We start from the raw sequence: 26,127 nt of genomic DNA, 5'->3' as shown, positions 1-26,127 counted from the left end.
AAAAACTCAAATATAAAAGAGGAGGTAATTATGAGATATAATTACAAAGATTTAGGATTAGTGAACACTAAAGAGATGTTTGCTAAAGCAAATAAAGAGGGATATGCAGTACCTGCATTTAACTTCAACAACATGGAGCAGATGTTAGCAATCGTAGAAGCTGCTGCATTAAAAGGATCACCAGTTATATTACAATGTTCAGGTGGAGCAAGAACTTATATGGGAAGAACGGTAGTACCTATGTTAGCTAAAGCAGCAGTAGATGTTGCAAGAGATATGGGATCAGATATCCCTATCGCTTTACATTTAGATCACGGATCATCTTTCGAGCAGGCTAAAGATTGTATCGAATGGGGATTCTCTTCTGTAATGATCGATGCATCTCATCATTCATTTGAAGAAAATATTGCTGAATCTAAAAAAGTTGCAGAATATGCACATGCACATGGTGTTACTGTAGAGGCTGAATTAGGTGTTTTAGCTGGAATCGAAGATGAAGTAGAAGCAGAAGAGCATATCTTCACACAACCACATGAAGTAGAAGAATTCGTAAAGGCATCTGGAGTAGATTCATTAGCTATCTCAATCGGAACTTCACATGGAGCACATAAATTTAAACCAGGAGACGATCCTAAGTTAAAGTTAGATATCTTAGCTGAAATTGAAACTAAGATACCTGGATTCCCTATCGTATTACACGGGTCATCATCTGTACCAGCTAAATTTATCTCAATGATAAAAGAGTTTGGTGGAGAGATCAAAGATGCTATAGGTATCCCTGATGAGCAATTAAGAGGAGCTGCAAAATCAGCAGTTGCTAAGATCAATGTTGATACAGATGGTAGACTAGCATTTACTGCAGGAATCAGAGAAGTATTTGTTAAGAATCCAAAAGAATTTGATCCTAGAAAATATTTAACACCGGCAAAGAACTACATGAGAGATTTCTATATGGAAAAAATCGAAAATGTATTCGGTTCTGAAGGTGCTTATAAAAAAGGAACTAAATAATTAAATTTAAAAGGAGATAGCCAGGCTATCTCCTTTTTTGATTTATTTAATGATAGGTACAGGTGATCTTAGAATCGAGAACTCTTTGATACTGCTTTAATTTTCTCCTTTTACTATTAGGTTCTAGAAAAAGCAGTGAAAAGAATTCCCAGAGGAATACCCATCCTCCTACATAAAATCCTTCTATAATTAACTGCCATACTACCCGTGTGACAGCAAAATTTTTTTTAATAAAAGAAACTGCAAAAATAAACAAAATGCCTAAAACAAAACTTCTCACAGCGGATCTGTAATACTCATAGATCTCTCTTTTTTTTTTCCTGTGCAGATATGAAAAATAGTTTTTTATTTCCTTTATTCCTCTGGTTTCCTGAACTTCATCATAGATATTTTGAGGCATATTTATGTTCAGTAAAATGTTGTACTTAAAGGGAATATCCTCTACAGAATGCTCTAAATAAATGATCAATTCGTCATCTAAATCCCTGTTTTTAAAAGGTGAAAAATCAAGAGAACTATATAGAGTTCCATAGTTATCTATGGAAATATCTATTATATAAGAATTGGTTTTTTCATCAAATCTGAAAAGTTCATCTAATTTTATTTCGTTTTTCAAGTTTTTAAAAATCATTTTAACCACTCCTTAACTTTAATACTAAATTATATTACATAATTTAGACATATGCAATATATACTATTTTTCTGCTAAGTTAGATGAATAAATCCTGCTTAAAATAACAAAGAAAGAAGGTGTTAAAGCGGCATGAGTTGACAGAAATAAAAGATTAGCCTATCATGAATATATACATATATTAATTTTATAAAGGTGGAAAAAAAATGATGATATTATACTTTGGTATTGGGCTGTTAGCAACAATTTTTGGATCATTGGTTGGATTAGGCGGGGGAGTGGTTATAAAGCCGGTTTTAGACGCTATAGGAACTTATGATCTTACTACTATTGGGATACTCTCCTCCTTTACGGTCTTCTCCATGGCTGTTGTATCTACAGGAAAACAAATGAAGAAAGGATTTAAAGTGGAAAAAAATATGCTGATAATAACAGCAGGATCAATATTAGGTGGTGGAATTGGGAATTCATTATTTGGTGTTTTTTTGAAAACTTTAAATAATGAAGGTTTTGCCACAGCGATTCAGGGATTTATCTTAGCGGGGCTGCTGATATTGGTTTTATTTAAAGAAAATTTTCCGAAATACCATCTAAAAAATTATCCGGTATTGTTTTTGATAGGAATGACCCTTGGAACTATAGCATCTTTTCTGGGGGTAGGAGGAGGACCTATAAATGTAATGGTGCTGGTTTTACTTATGAATATGGATATAAAAAAAGCTGCTATAACTTCAATATTGATAATTTTATTGTCTCAGTTTGCAAAATTAATTTTGATTTTTGCAGGAGGCGGGTTTGGCAGATATGATCTGTCTATGCTCTATGTGATGATTCCCGGCGGGATTTTAGGAGGATTTATAGGAGCTCATTTCAATCATAAATTGAGTCATGAAATAATTCATAAAATATTTAATACTGCTATAATAGCCCTGGTGATCTTAAATTTTTACAATGTGGTAAGCAGCTTAGTATAAAGTAAAAGAGCGAATTTCTTCGCTCTTTTTTTAAGTTTATAATTTAAATAATAACTCTTCATAAGTCGGGAATGGCCACATCTTATGTTCTACCACACCTTCTAAATTATCTCCATGAGTTCTTAATTTTTTCATGAGAGGTAAAAGTTCATCTTTAGTAAAATTAACTCTCAAGGTGATGTTTTCTAAATTATTTAACTCCTCTAATTTTTCTTCCAGTTTTTTGGAAGATTTATACAACTCTGCATTATTTTTTAAAATATAAGCCAGAAGTTCTTCCTGAGTTACTGTAAATTCTTCTCCTAATATTTTAGAAGATTTTTTAATTATTTCAGCCAGCTCCAGAGCATACCTGTTTGATGCCGGATAGATATCTTGGACAGCCATCTTAATCATCACAGTTGATTCTGTCACTATTTGAGTATAATAATTTTCAGCATAGATATTGTATCTGGAAATTAATTCTCCCTCGGATAATACTCCGTGTCTTCCAAATAACTCAATTGTTTCAGGAGTAGTATAAGCTCCCAATGCATCTGTTGTAGATTTTAAATTAGGCAGTCCCCTTTTCTCAGCTTCCTTCACCCACTCTTCCCCATAACCATTTCCGGAGAAGATTATTCTTTTGTGTTCTTTATATGTTTTAGATACTAATTTTTGAATTCCCTTAGTCTTATCTTCCATTCCCTCTAATTCATCGGCAAATTCTTTTAACACATCGGCCATGATTGTATTTAACATAACGTTGGGAGTAGATGTACTTTGACTGGATCCAGGCATTCTAAATTCAAATTTATTTCCAGTAAAGGCAAATGGAGATGTTCTGTTTCTGTCGGTGATATCCATAGGCAGCTTAGGTAAAGAATCTACACCAATTTCTAATTTATTTCTGGTTTTTAATTTTTCATCGGTCTTCTTGAAGATAGTTTCTAATTCATCTCCTAAGAAGATTGAGATAATAGCCGGGGGAGCTTCATGTCCTCCTAATCTGTTGTCATTGGATGCACTTGCAGTAGAAAGTCTGAGGAGCGGCGCATATTTATCCACGGCCTTTATAACAGCGGCAATAAAAATTAAAAACTGTGCATTTTCTTTAGGATTTTTTCCTGGCTCAAATAGGTTGATTCCATCATCGGTAGCCAAAGACCAGTTATTGTGTTTACCGGAACCATTTACATCTGCAAATGGTTTTTCATGTAATAATGCCACTAAATCATGTCTGCTGGCCATTTTATTTATAGTATCCATCACAAGCTGGTTTTGGTCGGTAGCAACATTTGTAGTGCTATAAATAGGTGCAAGCTCAAACTGGTTGGGAGCTACTTCGTTATGTTTAGTCTTAGAAGGAATCCCCAGTCTCCATAATTCGAAGTCCAATTCCCTCATGAAGGCAGCTACTCTTTCCTCTATAGTTCCGTAATAATGACTTCTAAGCTCCTGTGATTTAGCAGGTTTTGCTCCAAACAATGTTCTTCCCGTATGAGCCAGATCCAATCTTTTGTTAAATAGATTTTTTTCAACTAAAAAATATTCCTGCTCTGCTCCTAAGCATGTAGTAATATGCTTGGAAGTATTATTTCCTAAAATCCTTAAGATTCTAAGAGCCTGTTTTTCAATGGCATTCATAGATCTTAACAGAGGTACTTTTTTATCCAAGGCCTCTCCTGTATAGGCAACAAAAGCAGTTGGAATATATAGTGTGATCCCCGTATTGTCATCCTTTAAAAACGCAGGAGAGGTAGTATCCCATGCAGTGTATCCACGGGCTTCAAAGGTAGATCTCAGTCCGCCGCTTGGAAATGAAGATGCATCTGATTCTCCCTTAATTAACTCCTTTCCCGAAAATTCCATTATGATCTGTCCGTCTCCGATAGGAGATACAAAAGAATCGTGTTTTTCTGCAGTCAGTCCATTTAATGGTTGGAACCAATGGGTATAATGAGTAGCTCCTTTTTCAATGGCCCAATCTTTCATGGCATTGGCTACTACCTCAGCAATGGAAAGAGTCAATTCCTTTCTACCATTTTGCACCTCTAAAAATTCTTTGAATACACTCTTTGGGACACGCTGCCTTAAGGTAGTTTTGTCAAAGCAATAATCTCCATAAATTTCAGGTAAACTTTTAGTTTCAGTAATAATTTTTTTCATCTTGACCTCCTAAAGTTGTTTAAATGTTTATTGCGATTAATTTATAAAAAAAAACAAGACATGTTTTTAAGTAAAGCGAAAAACAAGCCTCGGACGATAGCGGCATAAAATTCACTTATAGTGGTTAATTTGTGGTAAACCCTAGAAACTCCCAACCATATTATGGGGATATATAAGTTTTATATAAATTTTAAAAAGGGGGGCAGTGACATGAAGTCACTATCCCCTATAAGAAACAATTTTTACTGAGTCCGTGTTTGAAGCAAAGCTTGATATGAACATGTTTAATTTGTGAATTTTTTTAAAAAACATCTGCTTAACCTCCGAATTTTATTATTTGTACCAACTTATTTAGAGCAGTATAACAAATTTTTAGGAAAAAAGCAATTTTTTTTTGTAAACATGCCGTAGTTGGGGTATACTCCTACTATATAATAAACTTAACAGACAAAGGGGATAGCTATGAAATATGATGAAGAAAAAAAAAAAATAGAGTTTGATGCTCACATTTTTCACGAAGGTAACCATTTTAGGTCATATTCTTTTTTAGGAGCACACATAAATGATGATGGAGTATCTTTTAGAGTTTGGGCTCCCAACGCCAAGGGGCTTTCTGTGGTAGGAGATTTTAATAATTGGGATCAAAATAGTCATAGGATGGAAAAAGTTAATGACTTTTGGATTCTTCAAATTGACGGGATAAAAAAAGGAGAAAAGTATAAATACGTTATTGAAACATGGAGTGGTGAAAAGCTTGTAAAATCAGACCCCTATGCATTATATTCAGAATTAAGACCAAATACAGCCTCAATAGTATGGGATTTAGAAAATTATTCTTGGAATGACCAGGAGTGGAAGGCAAATAAAAAATCCTATGAACCATATAAAAATCCAATGAATATATACGAAGTTCATTTGGGATCCTGGAAAAAACCCCAGGGAAGGGAAAATTTCCAGACCTATAGAGAATTAGCGGAAGAACTGCCTAAGTATGTCTCTGAAATGGGGTATACCCATGTGGAACTTATGCCTGTAGCGGAATACCCTTTGGATGATTCCTGGGGGTACCAGGGTACAGGATATTTTTCGGCAACCAGCAGACATGGAATACCTGAAGATTTTAAGTACCTAATAGACGAATTACATAGATATGGGATAGGAGTTATTTTAGACTGGGTGCCGGGACATTTTTGTAAAGATGCTCATGGTTTATACAGGTTTGACGGAACCACAACATATGAGTACAGCAATCCTCTACTGGGAGAAAATGAACAGTGGGGAACTTGTAACTTTGATCTATCCAAACGAGAGATCCACAGTTTTTTAATATCAAATGCTATATTCTGGATGAAGGAGTATCATATAGATGGTCTCAGGGTAGATGCGGTATCTAATATGCTGTATTTGGATTTTTGCAAGGAATCCAGCCCGGAGTTAAAAAATAAAGATGGCGGAAATCAGAATTTATGGGCAATTGATTTTATGCAAAAATTAAATACAGAGATATTTAAAGAATTTCCAAATGCACTTATGATAGCAGAAGAATCTACATCCTGGCCAAATGTAACTAAAGGAAAGAAAGAAAATGGATTAGGTTTTAACTACAAATGGAATATGGGATGGATGAATGATGTTTTAAAATATATGGAGTTAGATCCCATCAATAGAAAATTCAACCATAATTTAATTACATTCTCCATAGTTTATGCTTTTTCAGAAAATTATGTTCTGCCTTTTTCCCATGATGAAGTAGTTCATGGGAAAAAATCTCTTATAGAAAAATTTCCAGGTTACTATGTGGACAAATTTGCAAGTTTAAGACTCCTTTTGGGGTATATGATGGCCCACCCCGGGAAAAAACTTCTTTTTATGGGGGGAGAGATCGGTCAGTTTTTAGAATGGAGGTTTTATGAGTCTATAGAATGGCAGTTGTTGGAGCTTGAAAAACACAGAGAATTACAAGAATTTGTTAAAAATTTAAACTTTTTTTATAGGAAGGAAAAATCATTTTGGGAAATTGATCATTCATATGAAGGATTTCATTGGTTAGAAGCGAATAATAATGACTGTGGGGTAGTTTCTTTTATGAGAAAGAGTGAGGAGAGGGACGATTTTATAATAGCGGTATATAATTTTACCCCTGTTCATTATTCCAAACATAAGATGGGAGTGCCTAGATTTGTTGATTATGAAGAGGTATTAAACAGTGATATTTCTAAATATGGAGGAGAGGGTAGAGTGAATTTGGAAATATTGAAACCCAGATGGGGCGGTGTGGATAAAGAACTTTGCCATATAGAGATAAATATAGCTCCTCTTTCAGTAATTTACCTGAAACCCAAATTTTAAATAATAAAATAAAATACACCATTGTTAAAAAAAAGAACAATTTTTTATAGCATATAGATTAAAAAATACTCGATTCACCTAGTTAAATATAAGGGAATTGTGATAAGATGTCTAAAAAGTTAAACATTCACAGGGTTAAACATTCACAGGGTTAAACATTCATAGGGGGGAGAGATAGATGAGAAAAAAAGAGATGATAGCTATGCTATTGGCAGGGGGACAAGGGAGCAGGTTGGTGCCTTTAACTTTAGACGTAGCGAAGCCAGCAGTTGATTTTGGTGGCAAATATAAAATTATAGATTTTCCATTGAGTAATTGTACAAATTCAGGAATAGATACTGTGGGAATACTTACCCAGTACAGACCATTTTTATTAAATACACATATAGGAACAGGTTCAGCCTGGGATCTGAATAGTATGCACGGGGGGACAGCAATCCTCCCGCCATATACAACTGAAGAGGGAGGAGCCTGGTATAAAGGAACCGCTAATGCAATCTACCAGAATATCCAGTATATAGACAGATATGACCCGGATCATGTACTCATATTATCTGGGGATCATATCTATAAAATGGATTATAATAAGATGTTAAAAGAACATAAAAAACAAGGGGCAGATGTAACAATTGCTGCCTTAACAGTAACTTTAGAAGAAGCTACAAGGTTCGGGATAATGAATGTCAGAGATGACAATATAATATATGAATTTGAAGAAAAACCAGAAAAACCAAAAAGTAATTTAGCCTCTATGGGGATCTATATCTTTAAATGGTCGGAATTAAAAAAGTATTTAATTGAAGATGAAAAAAATTCCGATTCAGCAAATGATTTTGGGATGAATATCCTGCCTAAGATGTTAGATGACGGGCTGAAAATGATTGTCCATCCATTTAAGGGATATTGGAAAGATGTGGGAACTATCAATAGTTTATGGGAAGCTAATATGGATCTATTGGATGAAAATAATGATTTAAATTTACATACAAATGATTGGAAGATATATACATCTGGAGAACCAAAAGGCGCTGCGTATTTCGGTGAAAATGCTGTAGTAGAGAATTCCATGGTAGTAGATGGATGTGAAGTCTATGGTTCTATAAAGAGTACCGTATTATTTCCCGGAGTAATTATTGAAGAGGGAGCTATAGTTAAAAATTCAGTGTTATTTCCAAATGTAAAAATAGGAAGGGGGGTAATCTTGGATAGAGTTATAGTAGGAGAAAATACAAATGTTCTGTCTGGAACCCATGCTGGAGATACTACAATAAAGGTTATACCACAAAATAAAACTATAAAATAAATTTGGAGGAAGATTATGGCGAAATCATATATGGGATTAATACTGGCTTCTCAAAACACTAATGATATAAGGGGACTTACAAAATACAGACCAATTGCATCTATTCCATTTGCAGGAAGGTATAGAATAATTGATTTTTCCCTGACAAATCTGACTAGGGCTGGGATTTCAAACGTAGGAATAGTAGTTCCGCACAGTTATGTAAGATCACTCCGGGATCATATAAGAGGAGGGCAGTTTTGGGATTTGAACAGAAAAAATGGTGGAATATTTTTGATGCATCCTACCATTGATTCTGAAATTGGAAAATCAAATGTAGAAAACTTTAGATCTAACTTAGAATATTTATATAAGAGTAAAGAAAAGAATGTTGTGCTGTGTTCATCTCATTTAGTGGCTAATATAGACCTGCGGTCTATTATAGATTCCCATGAAAAATCAGGAAAAGATCTCACTCTAGTGTATAAAAAAATAGATAAGGATATAAAGACGTACAGGGGATCTACAAGTATAATACTCAATGAAAATAAAGAAATAAAAAAATTTGGAGTGGTCGTGGATTCTCGGGAGGAAACAAATATATCTTTGGAGATAAAAATTATAAGAAAAGATCTCCTAATAGATTTTCTCATGAGTGGGGTACAGAATGGCCTTGTAGGGGATTTAAATAAATTTATTGAACATAATATCCATAAAATTTCCATCAATCTATACGAGTTTACCGGATATGCTAAATTTATTGATTCTACAAAAAATTATTTTAGAGCAAATAAAGATATACTAAAAAAAGAAATCAGAGAGGAACTTCTCCTGAGCAACGGAGGGATATCTACAAAAATTAACGATACTCCCCCAGCTATCTATAAACCTGATTCTAAGGTATCTAATTCTCTTATAGCTAACGGATGTATTGTAAAGGGATCGGTGAAAGATAGTATAATAGGAAGAAGGGTAGTAATAAAAAAAGGTGCCACCATAGAAAACAGTATAATTTTACAATCTTGTATAATTGAAGAGGGTGTGGAGATAAAAAATGTGATTATAGATAAAAATGTAACAATTAGCAGATATCAAAAAGTGATTGGATCGGAAGAATTTCCGCTGATAATAGAAAAAAAATCACTCTTAGACGGATAAAATATTTTTGCTGGCTCTATGAGCCAGCATTTTAAGAAAAAAAGGAGAATATTATGAAAATATTATTTGTAACCAGTGAAGCGCATCCCTTTGCCAAGAGTGGAGGGTTAGGAGATGTTGCACATTCCCTTCCAAAAGCCCTTGTGAAAACTACAGATATCAGGGTGATTATGCCTAAATACACAAGTATTCACGATAGATATCGTAGCGGAATGAAATTGATATCCAAGTTTACAACTAAGGTATCTTGGAGGGAGAAATATGTAGGTCTTTATAGGATGAAATATGATAAAATTCCATTTTATTTTATAGACAATGAGGGCTATTTTAACCGTCCCAATGCCTATGGATATTTTGATGATGGTGAGCGGTTTTCATATTTTTCCAGGGCAGTAATAGATGCTATTGAACATATGGATTTTGTACCTGATATTATCCATTGCAATGACTGGCAGTCAGCTTTAATTCCTGTATTTTTAAAAGCATTTTACGGGGAAAAATATAAAGATATAAAGGTGGTATATACGATACATAATCTTAAGTTTCAGGGAGTATACAGTAAGCAAACCCTCCATGATATCTTAGGTTTAAGTGATTATTATTTTGATGAGGAAAAATTAAAATTTAACGATGCCATCTCCTATATGAAGGGTGGGATTACCTTTTCCGACTATATAACTACAGTAAGTGATACATATGCCAATGAGATAAAGTATCCTTTTTTTGGTGAGGGTCTCCACGGTCTCTTTCAAAAACTGGATTATAAAGTTACAGGAATAGTAAATGGTATAGATTATGAAACTTTTAACCCCAGAAAAGATAAGGAACTTCACACTAAATACGGGATCTCTACAAGGGAAAAAAAAATAGAGAATAAATTAGCTCTACAGAGAGAGCTGGGTTTATTAGAGAGTGAAAATATCCCGGTTATTGGCATTGTCACACGGCTCACCGGACAAAAAGGTCTGGATCTGATAGCACACATATTGGAAGAGTTATTGATTTTAGATATACAGCTGGTTGTATTGGGAACTGGAGATATTCAATTTGAAGACCTATTTAAATATTATGCACATATATACCCGTCTAAATTATCAGCCAATATTACCTTTGACAGTACACTGGCTAAAAAAATATATGCTGGATCGGATATGTTTTTGATGCCATCATTATTTGAGCCCTGTGGATTGTCACAATTGATCTCTATGAGATATGGGACAATACCTATTGTAAGGGAAACGGGAGGATTGAAGGATACCGTTATTCCATATAATGAATTTAAGGGGACAGGAACAGGTTTTGGATTTAGAAATTATAATGCTCATGAACTGCTGGAAACTTTAAAGTATGCTTTAAAAATTTATGAAAAGAAAGAACACTGGGATAAGCTGGTTAAAAATGCCATGGAAAGAAAGAGCAGCTGGGCAAATGCAGCTAAGGAATATAAGAAGATATATAAGGAATTGATAAATAAAAAATAAAGAGAGGATAGGGGGAATATATGAATATTACAAAACAAAAGATCCTATCAGATTTAAAAAAAGTGGCTATGATAATGTTTACGAAGGAATTTATAGACACGTCTAAGGAAGATCAGTATGAGATTTTTGCCACAGTTATAAAGGGATATCTTTCGGAAAACTGGCTGAAAAAAAATGAAAATTATAGGATTGGAAAAGAAAAACAAGTGTATTATTTTTCCTTGGAATTTTTATTGGGGAAGATGATGTGTACCAATATAATTAATTTAGGTTTAGAAGATCTATGTATGGAAGTTATGGATGAATTAGGCTTAGATTTAGATGAATTTGAAAAATATGATGCTGAACCAGGTCTCGGGAATGGTGGTTTAGGAAGACTGGCTGCCTGCTTTTTAGATTCTATGGCATCTATAGGAATACCGGGACATGGATGTGGTATAAGGTATGATTATGGTTTGTTTGAACAAAAAATAGTCAATGGGGAACAGATAGAGGGTCCTGATAATTGGTTGAAAAATGGATTTGTTTGGGAAACTAAAAAAAGTCATGAATCACAAAGGATAAAATTTTATGGAGAGATAACTTTAAAAGAGACAGAGGGGTACCTGACACCTATTCATACTGGATATGAAACAATCTTAGCGGTTCCCTATGACATCCCTGTTGTAGGCTATAATAATAAGGTTGTGAATAATCTGAGATTATGGAAAGCTCAAATACAGGGGAATGATTTTGATTTTAATTCTTTTAATTACGGTACATTTTCAGAATTAGATGAACAAAAAAGAAAGGCTGAAGCTATCTCAAAATTATTATATCCAGATGATGCCACTGAAAGTGGGAGGCTGCTCCGGTTAAAACAGGAGTATTTTTTTGTCAGTGCGGGATTACAGAGTATAGTGAGCTATAACTCTAAGAAAGGTATCAGACCAAGTAAATTTCCTGAAACCTTTAATATACAAATAAACGATACCCATCCTGCCCTTTGTATTGCAGAGTTTATGAGGATCTTGATAGATGAAAAAAAAGTATACTGGGATGAAGCTTGGGAGATTACAAAAAAAGTAATGTCTTATACCAATCACACAATTTTAACTGAAGCTATGGAAAAGTGGGAGATAGATAAGGTTCAGAAATTAATTCCCAGGGTATATATGATAATTGAAGAAATTAATAGAAGATTTTGTAATAAGGTCTATCAAAAATATGATGACTGGGACAGAGTTATGGAGGTTGCCATTATTAAAGATCGAGTAATAAATATGGCACATCTAGCCATTGTAGGGAGCCATTCTATAAATGGAGTATCAAAGTTACACACAGAGATCTTAACAAAAAAAATATTTAAAAATTTTTATGAATTATATCCAGAGAGATTTAATAATAAGACCAATGGAATAACCCATAGAAGGTGGTTATTAAAATCAAACAAAGCATTGACAACATTGATAGATGATGTAATTGGGTATAGTTGGAAAGATGACCCAAATCTTTTGGAAAAATTAGCTGAATTTTCGCAGGATAGGAGTTTTTGTAAGAAGATAGAGGGAATAAAATTGGAAAACAAAAAAAAATTAGCTAAATTTATATGGGAGGAAACAGGAATAGAAGTGGATGTTAATTCTATCTTTGATACCCATGTGAAAAGGATGCATGGATATAAAAGGCAGCTGATGAATATCCTGCATATAATCTATTTATACAGGGAGATCCTTGAAGATAAAGACTTTACGATGCATCCTAAGACATTTATATTTTCAGCCAAGGCAGCTCCTGGTTATTATTTGGCTAAAAGAATTATAAAGTTGATCAATTCTGTAGGAAATCTGGTCAATGATGATGAGAGGGTCAATAAATTTATAAGGGTGGTATTTATCCCAAATTATAGTGTAAGTAAAGCTCAGATAATAATCCCTGGAAGTGATCTCAGTGAACAGATATCCACTGCTGGAATGGAAGCCAGCGGAACTTCAAATATGAAATTTATGATGAATGGAGCCTTGACTATAGGAACCCTGGATGGAGCTAATGTTGAGATGAAGGAAGCTGTAGGAGAGGAAAATATATTTATTTTTGGATTGGAATATAAGGAATTGAAAGAGATAAGGAAAAAACAATCTTATGATCCGATAAAATTTTTAGAGACAAACCCTAAATTAAAGACAGTTGTAGAGATGCTGCGAGATGGAACCTTTGGAGGAGATTTTTCAAGTATATACAGTCATCTAATAGATGGGGATAGGTATTTTGTTCTAAAAGATTTCAATACCTACTTAGAAACCCATAGAAAAATTGATAAAATTTACCGTGACCGCGATAAATGGAACTCCATGGTAGTTAAAAATATTGCAAAATCCGGATATTTTTCCAGTGACAATACCATAAGAAAATATGCAAAAGAGATATGGGGTATAGATAATTAAAAAATAGTCCGCTGGTAAAACTAGTGGACTATTTTTTAATTAAGTTCTTGTTTTCTATCCTCTGAGTCTTGCAGGAGAATCTATTACCAAAGTAACGGGACCATCATTTAAAAGATCCACCTTCATATCAGCACCAAATTCACCACTTTCTACATGGACTCCTAATTTTTTACACCTGTCTATAAACTCCTCATACATGGGGATAGCTTTTTCTGGTCTGGCAGCATCTATAAATCCTGGTCTTCTTCCTTTTTCACAATCGCCATAGAGGGTAAATTGTGACACTATTAGGAGACTGCCGCCTGCATCGGTCAGGGAGTTGTTCATCTTTCCATCTTCATCTTCAAATATTCTAAGTCCTATGACCTTGTTAACCATCCATTCTAATTCCTTTATATTGTCATCTACATGAATACCTAATAACAGTAATAATCCATTGTCTATTTTCCCGATTATATTTCCTTCTACTTCTACACTTGCTCTTGAAACTCTCTGTAAAACGACTCTCATATCCCGTTCCTCCACTTATAGTTAAATCAATTATTTTTTTATTTCAAATATTTCTTCTAATTTTTTAGCTACTCCATCATTTGTATTATCTCCGATAATCTCTAAATGTGGTAATGTTTCTTTAAGGGTTTGGCTGCCATTTTGCATTATAAATCCTTTTCCTACTAACTCTAACATCTCCAAATCATTCAATCCATCACCAAAGGCGATAGTTTCTTCGATCTTGATATCTTCTAATTTTAAGACCTCTACTATGGCAGTTCCCTTAGAGACATCTTTAGCCATTACTTCCAAACAGACAGGTAGTGACATAGTGACATTAAGCTGGTCAGGGTAAAGTCCATTAATTTTTTTTTCCAGTTTTTCCATGACCTTTGGATCTTCATGGAGATAGAAAAATTTAGTGATTTTAGTATTTTTCAGGTCTTCAAAATTAGCTAAAGTATAGGTGAACCCGGATTCAGTATGAAATGCTTCGGTCCACTGGGCTTCTTTTTCTGTATACCAATGGTCCCCGGCATATAAGTTTACATAAATTTCCTCATCTAATTTAAGGTCTATTATCTCTCTTGAGATAGAAAGGGGAAGGTCTCTGGCCAAGATCTCTTTATTTTCCTCATCATGAACCCTGGCTCCGTTAGAGGTAATCATAATACTGTCTAAATCTAAAATCTTTTTTATAGCCAATACATCGGTGTGGTGCCTGCCGGTTGCAATAAAAAATTTTACACCGCTGTCAATGATAGATTTAATAACTGTTTTAGTATAGTCTGAAATTTTGTGTTCTGAATTTAAAAGTGTACCGTCTAAATCAGAAATAACCGCTTTATATTTCATAAGTATAATCTCCTTTTTTTCTTTTTATTATAGCATAAATTGGCCTAAAAAAATCAGTTCAATAATTTAAGGACTACTGTGTTTAATTTAGAAATGTGCCATTGAGCTGCTTATTTGTTATTATCATAACTATAAAAATATCTTCCAATGAGAAAAAATATTAAAAATACAGTAACTATGTAAATTAGATAGTTATAAAATAAAATACCCATAGTTACCAAGGCAATAATAGGAACAAGGTACCCTCCCGGCAAGGTTAAAGAGCCTTTAATACCCCGCTTTTTAAATATGATGACAGCTATACACGTAAGCAGGTACTGGGAAATTCTTGAAATTACAGAAAATGAAGCTAAGGTATTAAAGTTACCAATAAGAATTATAAGTAATGAAAGCCCCCCAGTGAGGATGATAGCAGCACCAGGGGTACCATATTTATTTTTTCTGGAGAGAAATTCCGGCATGGTATTTTTCTCAGATAGTGCTACTATAGATCTTGGACTTATAAAAGATGATGCAATATTGATACCAATAACAGAAACTATTATCCCCGATGAGAAAAAGCTTCCTCCAAGAGGTCCCAGCAGAAGGTAGGCCGCATGAAATATAGGGTATGAATCCGGGGCTATATTTCCTCCCAGAACTCCCAGGATAGAAAAGATCAGGATAAGATAAAGTATTGTTATACCAATCATTACACTGATAATACCCTTTGGAAGGTTTTTAAGGGGAGTTTTCATATCTCTGGCTGCTACTGCAATTGATTCGAAACCTGTAAATGCATAGAATAGGATCAGGATAGGATCTGCAATACCCGTTATCAATCTTCCGGGATCCCTTGCGATAAAGATGAGGTTGCTTTTTCCCATATATTTAATTCCTATAAAAACAAATAATATAATAGGCACCATCTTTCCCAGGGTAACAATATTGTTTAAACTCTTTGTTAATTCTACTCCTAAAAAGTTGATATAGGAGAGGATGACAATGAGGAGTCCTGCAAGAATCTTTTCAATATAAGGGATATGAGCTATATCTAAAAAGGCCACCAAAAGATCTGCAAAAGCAACAGCCATGGTTGCCCAGGCAAGAAGAGAGATAACCCACTTCATAAATCCAACCTGAAACCCCATGAATTCTCCCATAGCTTCTCTCACATATATATAAGGACCTCCATACCCCTCAAAGATTCCAGAGGCTTCAGCAAAGCAAAGAGAGATAGAAAGAACGGTGGCGATAACAATCAGGGTAGGGAAAACCCCTCTTTCATTTAAGGCTATATAAAAACTTCCTGGAAGAAGGAAGATACCTGATCCAAGAATGGTGTTTATTCCAAGTAAAACAATACTCCAAAAACCTAGTTTATTTGTCACAGTCTGCCCTCCTTTTATAAAAATTGATATCTATAATATTTTAAATAGTATATCATCTGTATGTTTAATTGAAAAGAGGGCCTCTTTTTTAGAAAGCCCTCTATCTGAATAATTTTTCTGATTATCTAAGTAAAAACCGGAAGATATTTTCCATTTCATTATTTCCTTCAGCAAACATCATCTCAGGATGCCACTGGATACCCAGGATCTTGTTTTTACCCTTAGATTCATAACCTTCAATTATCTTATCGGAAGAAGATACTGCTGAAGCTGTCAGTCCTGCCCCCAGTTCCTTGATACACTGATGGTGTACAGAATTGACAATTTGTTTTTCCCCGATGAGAGTACAGAGGATAGAATCCTTCTCAATATCCACAAAGTGAACAGGCTCATGGTGATTAGATTTCTGTACATGCTGCACATTGGTCTCACCATAGTATTTTATATCCTGATGCAGTGAACCGCCAAAATATACATTTATTATCTGCATCCCTCTGCATATCCCTAAAATAGGGATATTTTTATTCAGTGCAGCCTTGATAAGCAGGAAATCAAAAGTATCTCTCTGGATAAAAGGTACTTCAGTTTCCTTTGTAAGTTCCTCACCATATAAGAAAGGGTTTACATCGATACCCCCGGTCATTATTAAGGCATCGATCTTATCGATATATACCCTAGCAACTTCTTCCTTGTTAGTTATTGGTAAAATCAGCGGTACAGCACCGATTTTTTCAATACATGTGGAATAGTGATCGAAAACATAATCCCTGTTAAAACCATCTAAAAACTTTTTATTTCCTGAAATACCAATTACTTTCATTTATTGGGCACCTCCCAAGGCTTCTTTTTTCTCTACTTTTTCCATCCTATCTTTAGAGAATTTATAGAATGGAGCCACAACTACTAACCCTCCTAAACCATAAACGATTTTATGAGGAGTAGCTATACCTGCTTTAATTAATAGGATTACACTTACAACTAAAGCAATAATAGGAATAATTGGACCAAATGGAATTGTAAACCCCTCATGTTTTATTCCGTTTTCCCTGTCTCTTTTTCTAAAGATCAGAACAGCAGCACAAGTTGGGATATACTGGATAAATCTAACAATAACACCGATAGACGCAAGGGCAGCAAAACTTCCACTCATTGCCAGAACCATAGTTCCTATCATAGATGCAAGAACTGCGTTATAGTGAACCCCTTTACTATTTGTTTTTAAGAAAAATTCAGGAACAAGACCGGTTTCAGCTAAGGCTACTCCAGACTTTGTAGAAGTATAAGAACCGGCCATATTGATTCCTATTATTGATATTAATATTCCTGTCATAATAAATGATTTTCCGCCGCTTCCTAAAAGAACACCAGCTGCTTCTGCAACAGGAGCCTTACTGACAGCAAGAGATGGTCCCAGTACTTTCATACATATTAATAGGATAGCGATATAAACAGCTGATACAATTAACATTACTACAACAATCGCCTTTGGAAGATTTTTCTGAGGATTGATCATATCTCCAGCTGCGATACCTATAGCTTCAAAACCTGTAAAAGCAAAGAAAAATAATATTGCTGCTTCTACTAAGGTATTTCCATTAGGTGCAGATGCTGCAACAGCAACAGTTTTAGTTAAAGTTGTTGTATCGACCTTACCAAATAGGAAGATTCCTGCAAAAATAAATAAAAATAATGGTATTATTTTTCCTAAAGTAACTATATTATTAACTATTTTAGAAGATTTTACTCCCATTAAGTTAATTACACTCCAGAAAAGGATACTAAAGATTGCAATAGCCATCCTGCCAGATGAAGTGTCAAACGTCGGGAAAACCAGAGCAAGCCTGTTTCCTAAAAATACTGCAAATGTAGCCCAGCCGATAATTCCCATGAGCCATTTCATAAGACCCACTTCATAACCAAAGAACGTTCCAAAGGCTTCCTTGGCATAGATATAAGGACCTCCATTAACTTTAAAACGACCAGCAGCTTCTGCGAAACACAGAGCAATAGAAATAACCAATAATGCATCAAAAATAATTACACCGACACTTGCTTCACCAATCATAGCATAAGCTTTACTGGGTAATCCGAAAATCCCAGTACCGATGATACAGTTAATACCTAAAAGTACAATACTCCAAAATCCTAATTTTCCTTTCATAAATTCCTCCCTAATATATTACGTAATGTTTAAAAAAATATTGATGAATTTTATATCATTACGATTTCTTTAAGAACTCTAAGTTCAAAATAAGTATAATATGAACTTGTTAACAAATTGTTAATTTTTGATTTTATTTTTAAAAAAAGATATAATGCCTCTGAGGAGGAAGTAAATGAAAAGAATAATTATGTCTTTATATATAATAATGTGTATAGGAGTGTTTGGAATAGAGCCCTCAATGAATATAGGAACAGAGAGAAAAGTGCTTCCCCTTTCTCATGGGTTGGAGGCCTACTTTGAAAGAGTAATTTATCTTCAGCCTGCAGTAGAGAAGGTCTATCTTTTAGGCTTTAAAGGGGAAGAAACAAATAACTTAAAGAAACGTTTTTCGAAGATAGAGTTTTCAAACTTTTCGATGGGAAAAAATAAAGAAGAATCTGGAGGGTCAAGAGCTCTGGTTGTTAAAGACAGGAGAAAAACCTCGGATTTAAAGAACCTTAATTACCCTGTTTACGGATATAGGTACACTCCCAGGGATGAGTTTGTTATGGTGTTATATCCTGACGAACCATACCACGGTTCCCCTGTAAGGGAAAGATTGTTTTTTAACTATCCCAAGGCAAAAGAATATAAATTAAACTATTTTCTTTTGGAGGGAGGGTACTCATTTTACAATATGGATGGGCACTTTTTTGTGATAGACAAGAGAAACCTCAATAAGATAATAATCTCCTTCCACCTGACAATAATGGTTTCCTTTATCATGTTTTATCTGATAATAAGCAGACGAAAACTTGTAAAGGAACTCACGAAAACAAGGCTCAGGGCAGAGGAAGCCAGCCTGGAAAAAGGGCGTTTTCTGGCCAACATGTCCCATGAGATAAGGACACCTCTCAGCGGGATAATAGGCACGGTAGAAACCCTGAGAGATATTCCCATGGACAGGAAGATCAATGAAAAGATCGGGGTTATAGGAGGAGCATCCCATCATTTATTGGAGATCATAAATGATATTCTTGATTTTTCCAAGATTGAAGCAAATAAAATAGAAATTCACAGAAACCAGTTTTCTCTGAGGGAAACTCTCACAGAGATACTTCAAATATTTGAGAGTATAATAAATAGGAAAAATTTAAGACTCATATGTATCTGTTCAAAGGATATCCCCCATCTTGTAGTGGGAGACAGATTAGCTCTGAGAAAGATTCTTATAAACCTGGTTGGAAATGCAGTTAAGTTTACCCATGAGGGTGAAATTACTATCTGTGTTAAAATAAATGAGTCCGGAGACATTTACTTTAGAGTGACAGATACCGGAATAGGTATTCCGGAAGAGATGGTAGATAAAATAACTGAAGATTTTATTCAGGGACAGCAGGGGAACTCAAGAGAGTATGAAGGAACGGGACTGGGACTGGCAATAACATCAAGGTTCTTATCTTTGATGGGGTCAAAGCTTATGGTTGAGAGTACCGTGGGCCTGGGAAGCAGTTTTTACTTTAAACTGTCTCTTCCAGAAGGAAAAGATAAGTTACAGCCAAACACCGGAGGCTTTATTTTATATACAGCCACAAGAGAGGTAAAGGAGTTTTTTCAAGAGTTCGGAGATGACTACAACCATCCTTATATAATTATATCCGATGAAGAGGAGTTTATGGACCTATCCGAGGATGGGGAAATACTCCTTGATTACCCCCATATCTTTATAGGGGAAGATCTGTATCTGCCGGAAAAGCATACTTTAGATTGTACAGTTGTATGCAGTTTACCTATGGAGCTTCTAAAAGTCTCTGTTATTTGTATGAATCCATTATTTAACTGGAAGATCCATAGAAGTATGGAGAAGGTAAACCAGGAACAGATAGAGGTCAAAACAAGGAATATCAAAGCATTAATTGTTGATGACAGCAGGCTAAATCTAAATGTATTAAAAGATCTTTTAGAAAGGATTGGAATATTGGTCATTTCTGCTTCCAGGGGTTCAGAAGCTCTGGAATTATTAACAGGTGAAATTGATATTGTATTTACAGATATACAGATGCCTGAGATGGATGGATACGAACTGGCTGACAGGATAAAAAAGATAGATATGAAATTACCGGTTGTGGCGATAACTGCAAATGCATTTTTAGAGGATAGAGTAAAAGCACTTAAAGGGTCACTGGATGCCTATGTAACAAAGCCTTTTCAGAGGGATGATCTTATAGAGGCAATTGAGAATCTTGTGCCTCAGCTAAAGGTTGAAAGACTTCTTAATGAACTGGGCAATGAAGGGATAATAGCCGATTGTTTGAAGGAGATACCAAAAGGACTTTTTCGGTTAAAAGAAGCTCTGGAAGTAAAATCATATGAGAAGATAAGATATTATGCTCATAAGCTTAAGGGGGAGTTTTCATATTTAAAAGAGGATAAAATAAGAATTCTTCTGGAAGAAATTGAAAAAGATTCAGAGAACGTTGAACAAAAAGTTAAGTATTTAAAGGGTATAGAGGTTAGATGGAACAGTTTAAAAGACAGGATTGGAGAGGAATAGAATATGAAGATATTAATAGTAGAGGACAGTCTGATAACAAGAAATCACTTAGAAAAAACTTTAAAGGAAGAAGGATATGAGGTTAGTACAGCCGCATCTGGAGAAGCCGCCTTACAGACGATAGTAAATATGAGCCCGCAGCTTGTACTTTTAGATCTATACCTGCCGGGGATAGACGGGTTAGAAGTTTGTGAAAAAATAAGAAATCATCCGGGAGTTTACGGGACTCCCCACATAATAATGCTCACAGGAAAGACGGAACAGCAGGACATAGTGGATGGATTTGTAAGGGGGGCAGATGATTATGTAAAAAAGCCCTTTAATATAGATGAGGTGATTCTCAGGATAAGGGTGGTGGAACGAAAAAATGCTGCTGTGATAGAACTTCTCCAGGTAGGGGATATTATTATCAATCTCTCAGCCAACAGTGTGAGGGAGGGGGGAGAGGAGATCAAGCTCTCCAAAACCGAGTATAACCTTCTTGTTTTTTTAGCAAAAAACAAAGGAGTGGCTCTCTCCAGAATGAATATCTATGAGAGGGTATGGGAGGATGAATTTATTCAGGGGAACAGGATCATAGATGTATATATAAGGAAGCTCAAGAAGAAGCTTTCTACCTTTGACAGCCACATCGAATCCCTTCAGGGAAGAGGATACATCCTGAGAGAAACATTATAAAGTTGGATTTACGGTCTTAATTGTAAAATAGAGGAATTTTTAATTAATTTTAGGAGTTTTTTGTGGAAAAATTCACTAATTAATGGTATTATTTATCTGTTGAATAAAGATTTACAGGGGGATTTATTTTGGATATAGAAAGAATATTAAATAAAGAAAAATTAGATCGAAGTGATTTGATCTGCTTAATGAATACAAATTCAGCAGAGGATATAGAAAAAATATTTAAGAAAGCTTATGAAGTTAAGCTGGAAAATATCGGGAATAAAGTTTATTATCGTGGGCTTATAGAAATTAGTAATGAATGCATTAAAAACTGCTTTTATTGCGGGATTAGAAGAGATAATGATAAGGTAGAAAAATTCAGGATGACCAAAGAACAGATTCTGGAAGGGGCTAAATGGATCTATGAAAATAATTATGCTTCTATAGCTATTCAGGCCGGGGAAAGGTGTGATGAAGAGTTCGTTAACTTTATTGAGGAAGTTGTAATTGGAATAAAAGAGATTTCGAACAATAAATTGGGAATCACCTTATCCTTAGGTGAGCAGAGTTATGAAACATATAAAAGGTGGTTCGATGCCGGAGCTCATAGATATTTACTCAGAATAGAGAGTTCTAATAAAGATATCTATGACTCCCTACACCCCAAAGATCCCCTTCACAACCATGATACCAGAATAGAGTGTCTAAAGGATCTGAGAAAGGCCGGATATCAGGTAGGTACAGGAGTAATGATTGGATTACCGGGTCAGACTACAGAGGATTTGGTGGATGACATATTATTTTATGAGAAGATGGATATAGATATGATAGGTATGGGGCCTTATATCCTCCATGATGATACTCCCATGGGGAAAAAGGAAAAAAATAATATTTTGGATAAGAAAAAAAGAGTTGAATTAGGTTTAAAGATGATAGCACTGACAAGAATCTATTTAAAAGATGTTAATATTGCAGCTACTACTGCTCTTCAGGGATTGGATTCTTTAGGCAGGGAGAAAGGCTTAAAAGCAGGGGCTAATATTTTAATGCCTATTACAACTATTAAAGAGCATAAGGCTAAGTACCAGCTTTATAACAATAAACCATGTATAGATGACAATGCCGATCAGTGTAAAAGCTGTCTGGGTAAGAGAGTTGAAAGTGTCGGAGACGAGATTATTTACAATGACTGGGGAGATTCCCCGCATTTTAAAAAGAAACTTAAATAAGTTGGTTTAAAAGGTGTAAGGGTGATTAAAAAAAGGAAAGTTAGAGTCTATCTAACTTTCCTTTTTTGTCTCCAAACTGTCCCCACAGAATCACTATTTGAAGTAGAATTTTTATTATATAACTTGACTTAATTCCTAACTCCAAGGGAACATCACGACAGATAGAAAAAGTAAACATCTGGGGCACACGTTAGAGCCTGTTTCCTCAAAAGTAATTAAAAAAGATCCTAAAAAATTAGGAACTTTTTTATTTAACTTATAAATATCTCTCCCACTAGCTTGTACCAGTGATTCTAATTTCTATCTATTCATAGAACTGAACAATTGTGGGAAATCCTTGGTTCTAGTGCAACAATTATGAAAAAGTACAAAATTTCTATAAGATTTTTTATTTAATCTACAATTCCAAATAACTCATTTATAAATTTACATTCTAAAAGGGCATTTCGATTTAATCCATCGACTTGCCCTTTCCTTATCATATTCATTATTTCAATTCCAGACAATATACGCTTAGCTGTATTAAAGCTTTTGAAACCTAAGGCATATTTTACTATTCGCTTAATAAAACGATGATCTTGCTCAATAATATTATTCAAATACTTGTTTTGGCGTACCTCTAAACTGTCCAAAACATCAGAGTTTTCTTGCTTCAAGCTGTTGATTGCAGAAAGGTTAGCTCCACTCTTATCTATCGTGATCACTCTAGGAGTAACATTGTTTTTAGATTTTAATGCCTTATTAAAAACCTTTTAGCAGCCTTTTTATCTCGCTTTGAAGTTAATAGAAAGTCTACAGTATTACCTTCAGAGCCCAACGCATAGTAGAAGTGTGCGACACCTCAATTCCTCTCTCCATCATAATATCTTTTAAGTTTCTAAAACTAAGAGGATATTTCAAATACCACCTGACACAAAGCAATATTACTTCACCTTCAAATTGTTTATATTTAAATTCTTTTGGTTGCATGATATTCCTCCTAGGTTTTTAGGATATTCTATCACATTTAAATTGTTGCACCAGAACCTTTAATAACCCCATTGATTTAAACCTATTTTTTATAATAATTTCGCTAGAATGTTGGTTCAATTCTCTTTCTCAAAGTAAAGAAAAGCATGCCAAAACCTCTAATGCTTAATGGGGTTTCTTGACATGCTAAAATTTAAATACTATGCTAATCATAATACAAGACCATGGAAACCCCAATTAAATTTGAGTTTATTGCAGGAAGTAATTCACTTATTTATAAAACTCTCATATTTTCATTTTTTGATATTTCTTTTGAAGTCATTTATAAGTAAATATTATTCCATGTCTATTAATTAGATTCTATTTTTATAAACTCACCAGGAATCCACTCACCGGTAAATAGACTCTTCTGAGGACCGTATAGACGTATTAAAGCGAACCAATTTGTGTCTTTTGGAATATGAACATAGTTTTCAGCATAAGCGCCTTCAGGCAGTGACGGGCCAAACCATAGAGTTGTTGAACCATCAGCATTTTGAATGGGGTTATCACGGTCACCAATTGATGGATACTTATTGTTGCTTGGCACTCCAGCAGCAGTTTCTGCATCATATGCAGTTATCGACCAAAATAGTCCTGCAGGTATGTTGTTTGGCAGTGTTATTGAATAAGTGCATTCACCACGCAGGTATTCACCATCTGAATCTTTATATGCCCCTGCATACTTGGCTCCTTGTCCAATCTTAGCATTTATCATTGCATCGGATATAGAGTAGTGGTTGATATACATATGCATCTTGGCATCTACATTTGTGTGCCCTGTTTCAACTGAATTATATGAAGTATCAGACCCTGCAGTATACTGGTTACCCTCCTCATCAGTTAAGGCGTGAGCTACCCATGAAGGAGATTCCTCCCAGAAGGTTGTATGCCCAACAGTATCACGTCCTTTTTCATCAAAGTTTAATGAAACTTCTTTTGCTATTTTCCAACCAGTTTGTGCTGCAAGTGTTAACATTTCTTTCTCAGCATCCGATGGGTTGAATTTATATCCCTTCTTAATACCTAAAGAAGCAAGAATACCATTCATGTAAGGGTCAACCACTAATATTGGTTCAGCTTGAATAGTACGATCCAACTGTTCAAAGTAAGTCCAATCTTTAGGGGAGATCGAGTTACTTGGTATATCTGAAACTTCATGATATTCCATTGGTTCCGCATCTCCAATTAATGGATAAATCTTAATTTCTTTCATACGATCAACTGCAGGGGTTGTATTATTCATATCCTCAAAAAATGATCTAAGGAATAAGAATACTTCATATGTATTTGATTCATAGATGAAATATTTATTCGAATCATAACCCTCTCTAGACACACCTGGAGGAAGGATTAAGAATAATCCTCCTTTACCTCGATCGGGGCCAGCATTCCCTATATCTCCTAAATAATGAGTGCCATCTTCTTTTTCAGGGCCAATCAATGCATCATGCAACATATCATCTACAAGAGTTTGTAATGCAGCTGGCATTTCAATAACTAAAGGTCCTGTATCTTTCATGTCTAGCCATGCTAAACCATAGATTACATCACTGTTTGGTGTAGTGATAATCGTATGTGCTTTTAGTCTGTCTTCATAAATAGCAATCTTGTTGTAAGCTGTTCCATCCATAAGCTCTGCATGCCCTTCTTGCATAGCTCTCATATTTGTAATTGGAAGTGCCCAAAGATATGCTTGGGTAGCTCTTTGGAAAGCTAGCTCCTGCTGAAGAGCTTCAGCTGAATCAGCCGTTGGGTAACCACGATCAAACTCTAAATTTGCTAAGTGATTGTGATGCTGAAATGTTAACTCACCTGGATTGTTGCTGCACCCCGTTAAAGCTAATACTATCATACTTACTAATACACCATTTCTTAATACGTTCTTGTTTATCAAAATACATCATCTCCTTAATTTTTTATAATATGGTAATAACTCTTCCCTTAATTTCATCATAGCTTTTTTATCAATATCTGGAAAATCTGAGCTGTCCATATCTGCATCTGTAATTTTAATCTGTGGTTGTAATTTATTCACTATAAAATCAATATCTTCTTGTGTTCCATCAGTTCCAATTCTAATCCCGATAGCTATATAATCTGACTGAAAATCATCTCGAGTGTAAGTATAGCTTCCTCCCTATTTGTAAATAATTTTTTTTATTAATTTTCCTTGATAACTCAATGTATCTATTAAGTTTTTAACTTTGTTAATTTGACAAATAATTGCTTATTTATGGATATTTCATAGTATTTAATACTGAAAACAAGAATTTTTGTATAGCAAACAAACGTCCTCACTATTTTTTTTGAAGGCCTTATTCCCTCAATATTCTTATGGCAACTACCCTCCCAT

19 protein-coding genes, 1 pseudogene and 1 riboswitch are annotated in these 26,127 nt (G+C 34.7%); of the genes and pseudogenes, 10 read left to right on the top strand and 10 right to left on the bottom strand.

All coding sequences use genetic code 11. From position 1 onward, the window contains the following. Positions 1-30: 30 nt before the first annotated feature. Positions 31-1,011, top strand: coding sequence for a class II fructose-bisphosphate aldolase (locus tag DYH56_RS12790; RefSeq protein ID WP_114643269.1), 981 nt, complete (start codon positions 31-33; stop codon positions 1,009-1,011). Positions 1,012-1,057: 46 nt separating this feature from the next. Here DYH56_RS12790 and DYH56_RS12785 read toward each other — a convergent pair whose 3' ends face one another. Continuing rightward, the gene (locus tag DYH56_RS12785; protein WP_114643268.1) at positions 1,058-1,642 is read right to left on the bottom strand and encodes a hypothetical protein; all 585 of its coding nucleotides are present in this window, start codon (positions 1,640-1,642) and stop codon (positions 1,058-1,060) included. Between the two features lie 206 nt (positions 1,643-1,848). On the opposite strand from DYH56_RS12785, the gene DYH56_RS12780 reads away from it, so the two are divergent. Then, the gene (locus DYH56_RS12780) at positions 1,849-2,616 is read left to right on the top strand and encodes a sulfite exporter TauE/SafE family protein (protein ID WP_114643267.1); all 768 of its coding nucleotides are present in this window, start codon (positions 1,849-1,851) and stop codon (positions 2,614-2,616) included. 36 nt (positions 2,617-2,652) lie between these two features. Here DYH56_RS12780 and DYH56_RS12775 read toward each other — a convergent pair whose 3' ends face one another. After that, a complete protein-coding gene (locus tag DYH56_RS12775; RefSeq protein WP_114643266.1) occupies positions 2,653-4,764 on the bottom strand; it encodes a glutamine synthetase III family protein in 2,112 nt (703 codons plus the stop codon). Positions 4,765-4,862: 98 nt separating this feature from the next. Further along, positions 4,863-4,960, bottom strand: a riboswitch (purine riboswitch). Between the two features lie 266 nt (positions 4,961-5,226). Here DYH56_RS12775 and glgB point away from each other — a divergent pair. The 5 genes from glgB (at position 5,227) to DYH56_RS12750 (ending at position 13,457) form a co-directional block, all read left to right on the top strand. Continuing rightward, a complete protein-coding gene (glgB, locus tag DYH56_RS12770; protein WP_114643265.1) occupies positions 5,227-7,113 on the top strand; it encodes a 1,4-alpha-glucan branching protein GlgB in 1,887 nt (628 codons plus the stop codon). Between the two features lie 178 nt (positions 7,114-7,291). Continuing rightward, complete coding sequence (locus DYH56_RS12765; protein WP_114643264.1) at positions 7,292-8,416, top strand: glucose-1-phosphate adenylyltransferase; 1,125 nt, start codon at positions 7,292-7,294, stop codon at positions 8,414-8,416. Positions 8,417-8,431: 15 nt separating this feature from the next. Next, positions 8,432-9,553: a glucose-1-phosphate adenylyltransferase subunit GlgD gene (gene glgD, locus DYH56_RS12760; protein WP_114643263.1), complete on the top strand. Its 1,122-nt coding sequence runs from the start codon at positions 8,432-8,434 to the stop codon at positions 9,551-9,553. 53 nt (positions 9,554-9,606) lie between these two features. Next, positions 9,607-11,034 (top strand): glycogen synthase GlgA, encoded by a 1,428-nt coding sequence (gene glgA / locus DYH56_RS12755; RefSeq protein ID WP_114643262.1) that lies wholly within the window; start codon positions 9,607-9,609, stop codon positions 11,032-11,034. 20 nt (positions 11,035-11,054) lie between these two features. Continuing rightward, positions 11,055-13,457: a glycogen/starch/alpha-glucan phosphorylase gene (locus DYH56_RS12750; protein WP_114643261.1), complete on the top strand. Its 2,403-nt coding sequence runs from the start codon at positions 11,055-11,057 to the stop codon at positions 13,455-13,457. 54 nt (positions 13,458-13,511) lie between these two features. Here DYH56_RS12750 and dtd read toward each other — a convergent pair whose 3' ends face one another. The 5 genes from dtd to DYH56_RS12725 all read right to left on the bottom strand — a co-directional run bounded on the left by dtd (position 13,512) and on the right by DYH56_RS12725 (position 18,335). Next, positions 13,512-13,967 carry a D-aminoacyl-tRNA deacylase gene (gene dtd, locus DYH56_RS12745; RefSeq protein ID WP_114643260.1) on the bottom strand — a complete coding sequence of 152 codons (456 nt, stop codon included), beginning with the start codon at positions 13,965-13,967 and terminating at the stop codon, positions 13,512-13,514. A 30-nt stretch (positions 13,968-13,997) separates the two neighbouring features. Further along, a complete protein-coding gene (locus DYH56_RS12740) occupies positions 13,998-14,804 on the bottom strand; it encodes a Cof-type HAD-IIB family hydrolase (protein ID WP_114643259.1) in 807 nt (268 codons plus the stop codon). Between the two features lie 110 nt (positions 14,805-14,914). Next, the gene (locus tag DYH56_RS12735; RefSeq protein WP_158539152.1) at positions 14,915-16,174 is read right to left on the bottom strand and encodes an APC family permease; all 1,260 of its coding nucleotides are present in this window, start codon (positions 16,172-16,174) and stop codon (positions 14,915-14,917) included. Between the two features lie 121 nt (positions 16,175-16,295). Continuing rightward, complete coding sequence (locus DYH56_RS12730; protein WP_114643257.1) at positions 16,296-16,994, bottom strand: gamma-glutamyl-gamma-aminobutyrate hydrolase family protein; 699 nt, start codon at positions 16,992-16,994, stop codon at positions 16,296-16,298. Beyond that, positions 16,995-18,335, bottom strand: coding sequence for an APC family permease (locus DYH56_RS12725; RefSeq protein WP_114643256.1), 1,341 nt, complete (start codon positions 18,333-18,335; stop codon positions 16,995-16,997). Between the two features lie 175 nt (positions 18,336-18,510). On the opposite strand from DYH56_RS12725, the gene DYH56_RS12720 reads away from it, so the two are divergent. The 3 genes from DYH56_RS12720 (at position 18,511) to hydE (ending at position 22,763) form a co-directional block, all read left to right on the top strand. Beyond that, entirely contained in the window at positions 18,511-20,871 is a 2,361-nt protein-coding gene (locus DYH56_RS12720; protein ID WP_114643255.1) for a response regulator, read from the top strand. 3 nt (positions 20,872-20,874) lie between these two features. Further along, complete coding sequence (locus DYH56_RS12715; RefSeq protein ID WP_114643254.1) at positions 20,875-21,549, top strand: response regulator transcription factor; 675 nt, start codon at positions 20,875-20,877, stop codon at positions 21,547-21,549. A gap of 128 nt (positions 21,550-21,677) precedes the next feature. After that, the gene (hydE, locus tag DYH56_RS12710; RefSeq protein WP_114643253.1) at positions 21,678-22,763 is read left to right on the top strand and encodes a [FeFe] hydrogenase H-cluster radical SAM maturase HydE; all 1,086 of its coding nucleotides are present in this window, start codon (positions 21,678-21,680) and stop codon (positions 22,761-22,763) included. A gap of 392 nt (positions 22,764-23,155) precedes the next feature. On the opposite strand, the pseudogene DYH56_RS12705 reads toward hydE, so the two are convergent. From DYH56_RS12705 to DYH56_RS16390, 3 genes and pseudogenes are all read right to left on the bottom strand, one after another. Further along, a pseudogene (locus DYH56_RS12705) lies at positions 23,156-23,732 on the bottom strand (IS6 family transposase). A gap of 349 nt (positions 23,733-24,081) precedes the next feature. Beyond that, complete coding sequence (locus DYH56_RS12700) at positions 24,082-25,668, bottom strand: DUF1214 domain-containing protein (protein ID WP_199533029.1); 1,587 nt, start codon at positions 25,666-25,668, stop codon at positions 24,082-24,084. A 6-nt stretch (positions 25,669-25,674) separates the two neighbouring features. After that, positions 25,675-25,809, bottom strand: a complete 135-nt coding sequence (locus DYH56_RS16390) for a hypothetical protein (RefSeq protein ID WP_255414720.1) — start codon at positions 25,807-25,809, stop codon at positions 25,675-25,677. Positions 25,810-26,127 lie beyond the last annotated feature (318 nt).

The organism is Psychrilyobacter piezotolerans (genome assembly GCF_003391055.1).
Taxonomy (GTDB): domain Bacteria; phylum Fusobacteriota; class Fusobacteriia; order Fusobacteriales; family Fusobacteriaceae; genus Psychrilyobacter; species Psychrilyobacter piezotolerans.
This window is presented reverse-complemented; position numbering and strand designations above follow the sequence as displayed.

Bases quoted from the DNA above. Each gene is read 5' to 3' on its own strand.
- glgD (WP_114643263.1), top strand. From the start codon at position 8,432: ATGGCGAAATCATATATGGGATTAATACTGGCTTCTCAAAACACTAAT.
- DYH56_RS12780 (WP_114643267.1), top strand. From the start codon at position 1,849: ATGATGATATTATACTTTGGTATTGGGCTGTTAGCAACAATTTTTGGA.
- DYH56_RS12785 (WP_114643268.1), bottom strand. From the start codon at position 1,642: ATGATTTTTAAAAACTTGAAAAACGAAATAAAATTAGATGAACTTTTC.
- DYH56_RS12720 (WP_114643255.1), top strand. From the start codon at position 18,511: ATGAAAAGAATAATTATGTCTTTATATATAATAATGTGTATAGGAGTG.
- DYH56_RS12740 (WP_114643259.1), bottom strand. From the start codon at position 14,804: ATGAAATATAAAGCGGTTATTTCTGATTTAGACGGTACACTTTTAAAT.
- DYH56_RS12775 (WP_114643266.1), bottom strand. From the start codon at position 4,764: ATGAAAAAAATTATTACTGAAACTAAAAGTTTACCTGAAATTTATGGA.
- dtd (WP_114643260.1), bottom strand. From the start codon at position 13,967: ATGAGAGTCGTTTTACAGAGAGTTTCAAGAGCAAGTGTAGAAGTAGAA.
- DYH56_RS12765 (WP_114643264.1), top strand. From the start codon at position 7,292: ATGAGAAAAAAAGAGATGATAGCTATGCTATTGGCAGGGGGACAAGGG.
- glgA (WP_114643262.1), top strand. From the start codon at position 9,607: ATGAAAATATTATTTGTAACCAGTGAAGCGCATCCCTTTGCCAAGAGT.
- DYH56_RS12730 (WP_114643257.1), bottom strand. From the start codon at position 16,994: ATGAAAGTAATTGGTATTTCAGGAAATAAAAAGTTTTTAGATGGTTTT.
- DYH56_RS12725 (WP_114643256.1), bottom strand. From the start codon at position 18,335: ATGAAAGGAAAATTAGGATTTTGGAGTATTGTACTTTTAGGTATTAAC.
- DYH56_RS12750 (WP_114643261.1), top strand. From the start codon at position 11,055: ATGAATATTACAAAACAAAAGATCCTATCAGATTTAAAAAAAGTGGCT.
- DYH56_RS12790 (WP_114643269.1), top strand. From the start codon at position 31: ATGAGATATAATTACAAAGATTTAGGATTAGTGAACACTAAAGAGATG.
- DYH56_RS12715 (WP_114643254.1), top strand. From the start codon at position 20,875: ATGAAGATATTAATAGTAGAGGACAGTCTGATAACAAGAAATCACTTA.
- glgB (WP_114643265.1), top strand. From the start codon at position 5,227: ATGAAATATGATGAAGAAAAAAAAAAAATAGAGTTTGATGCTCACATT.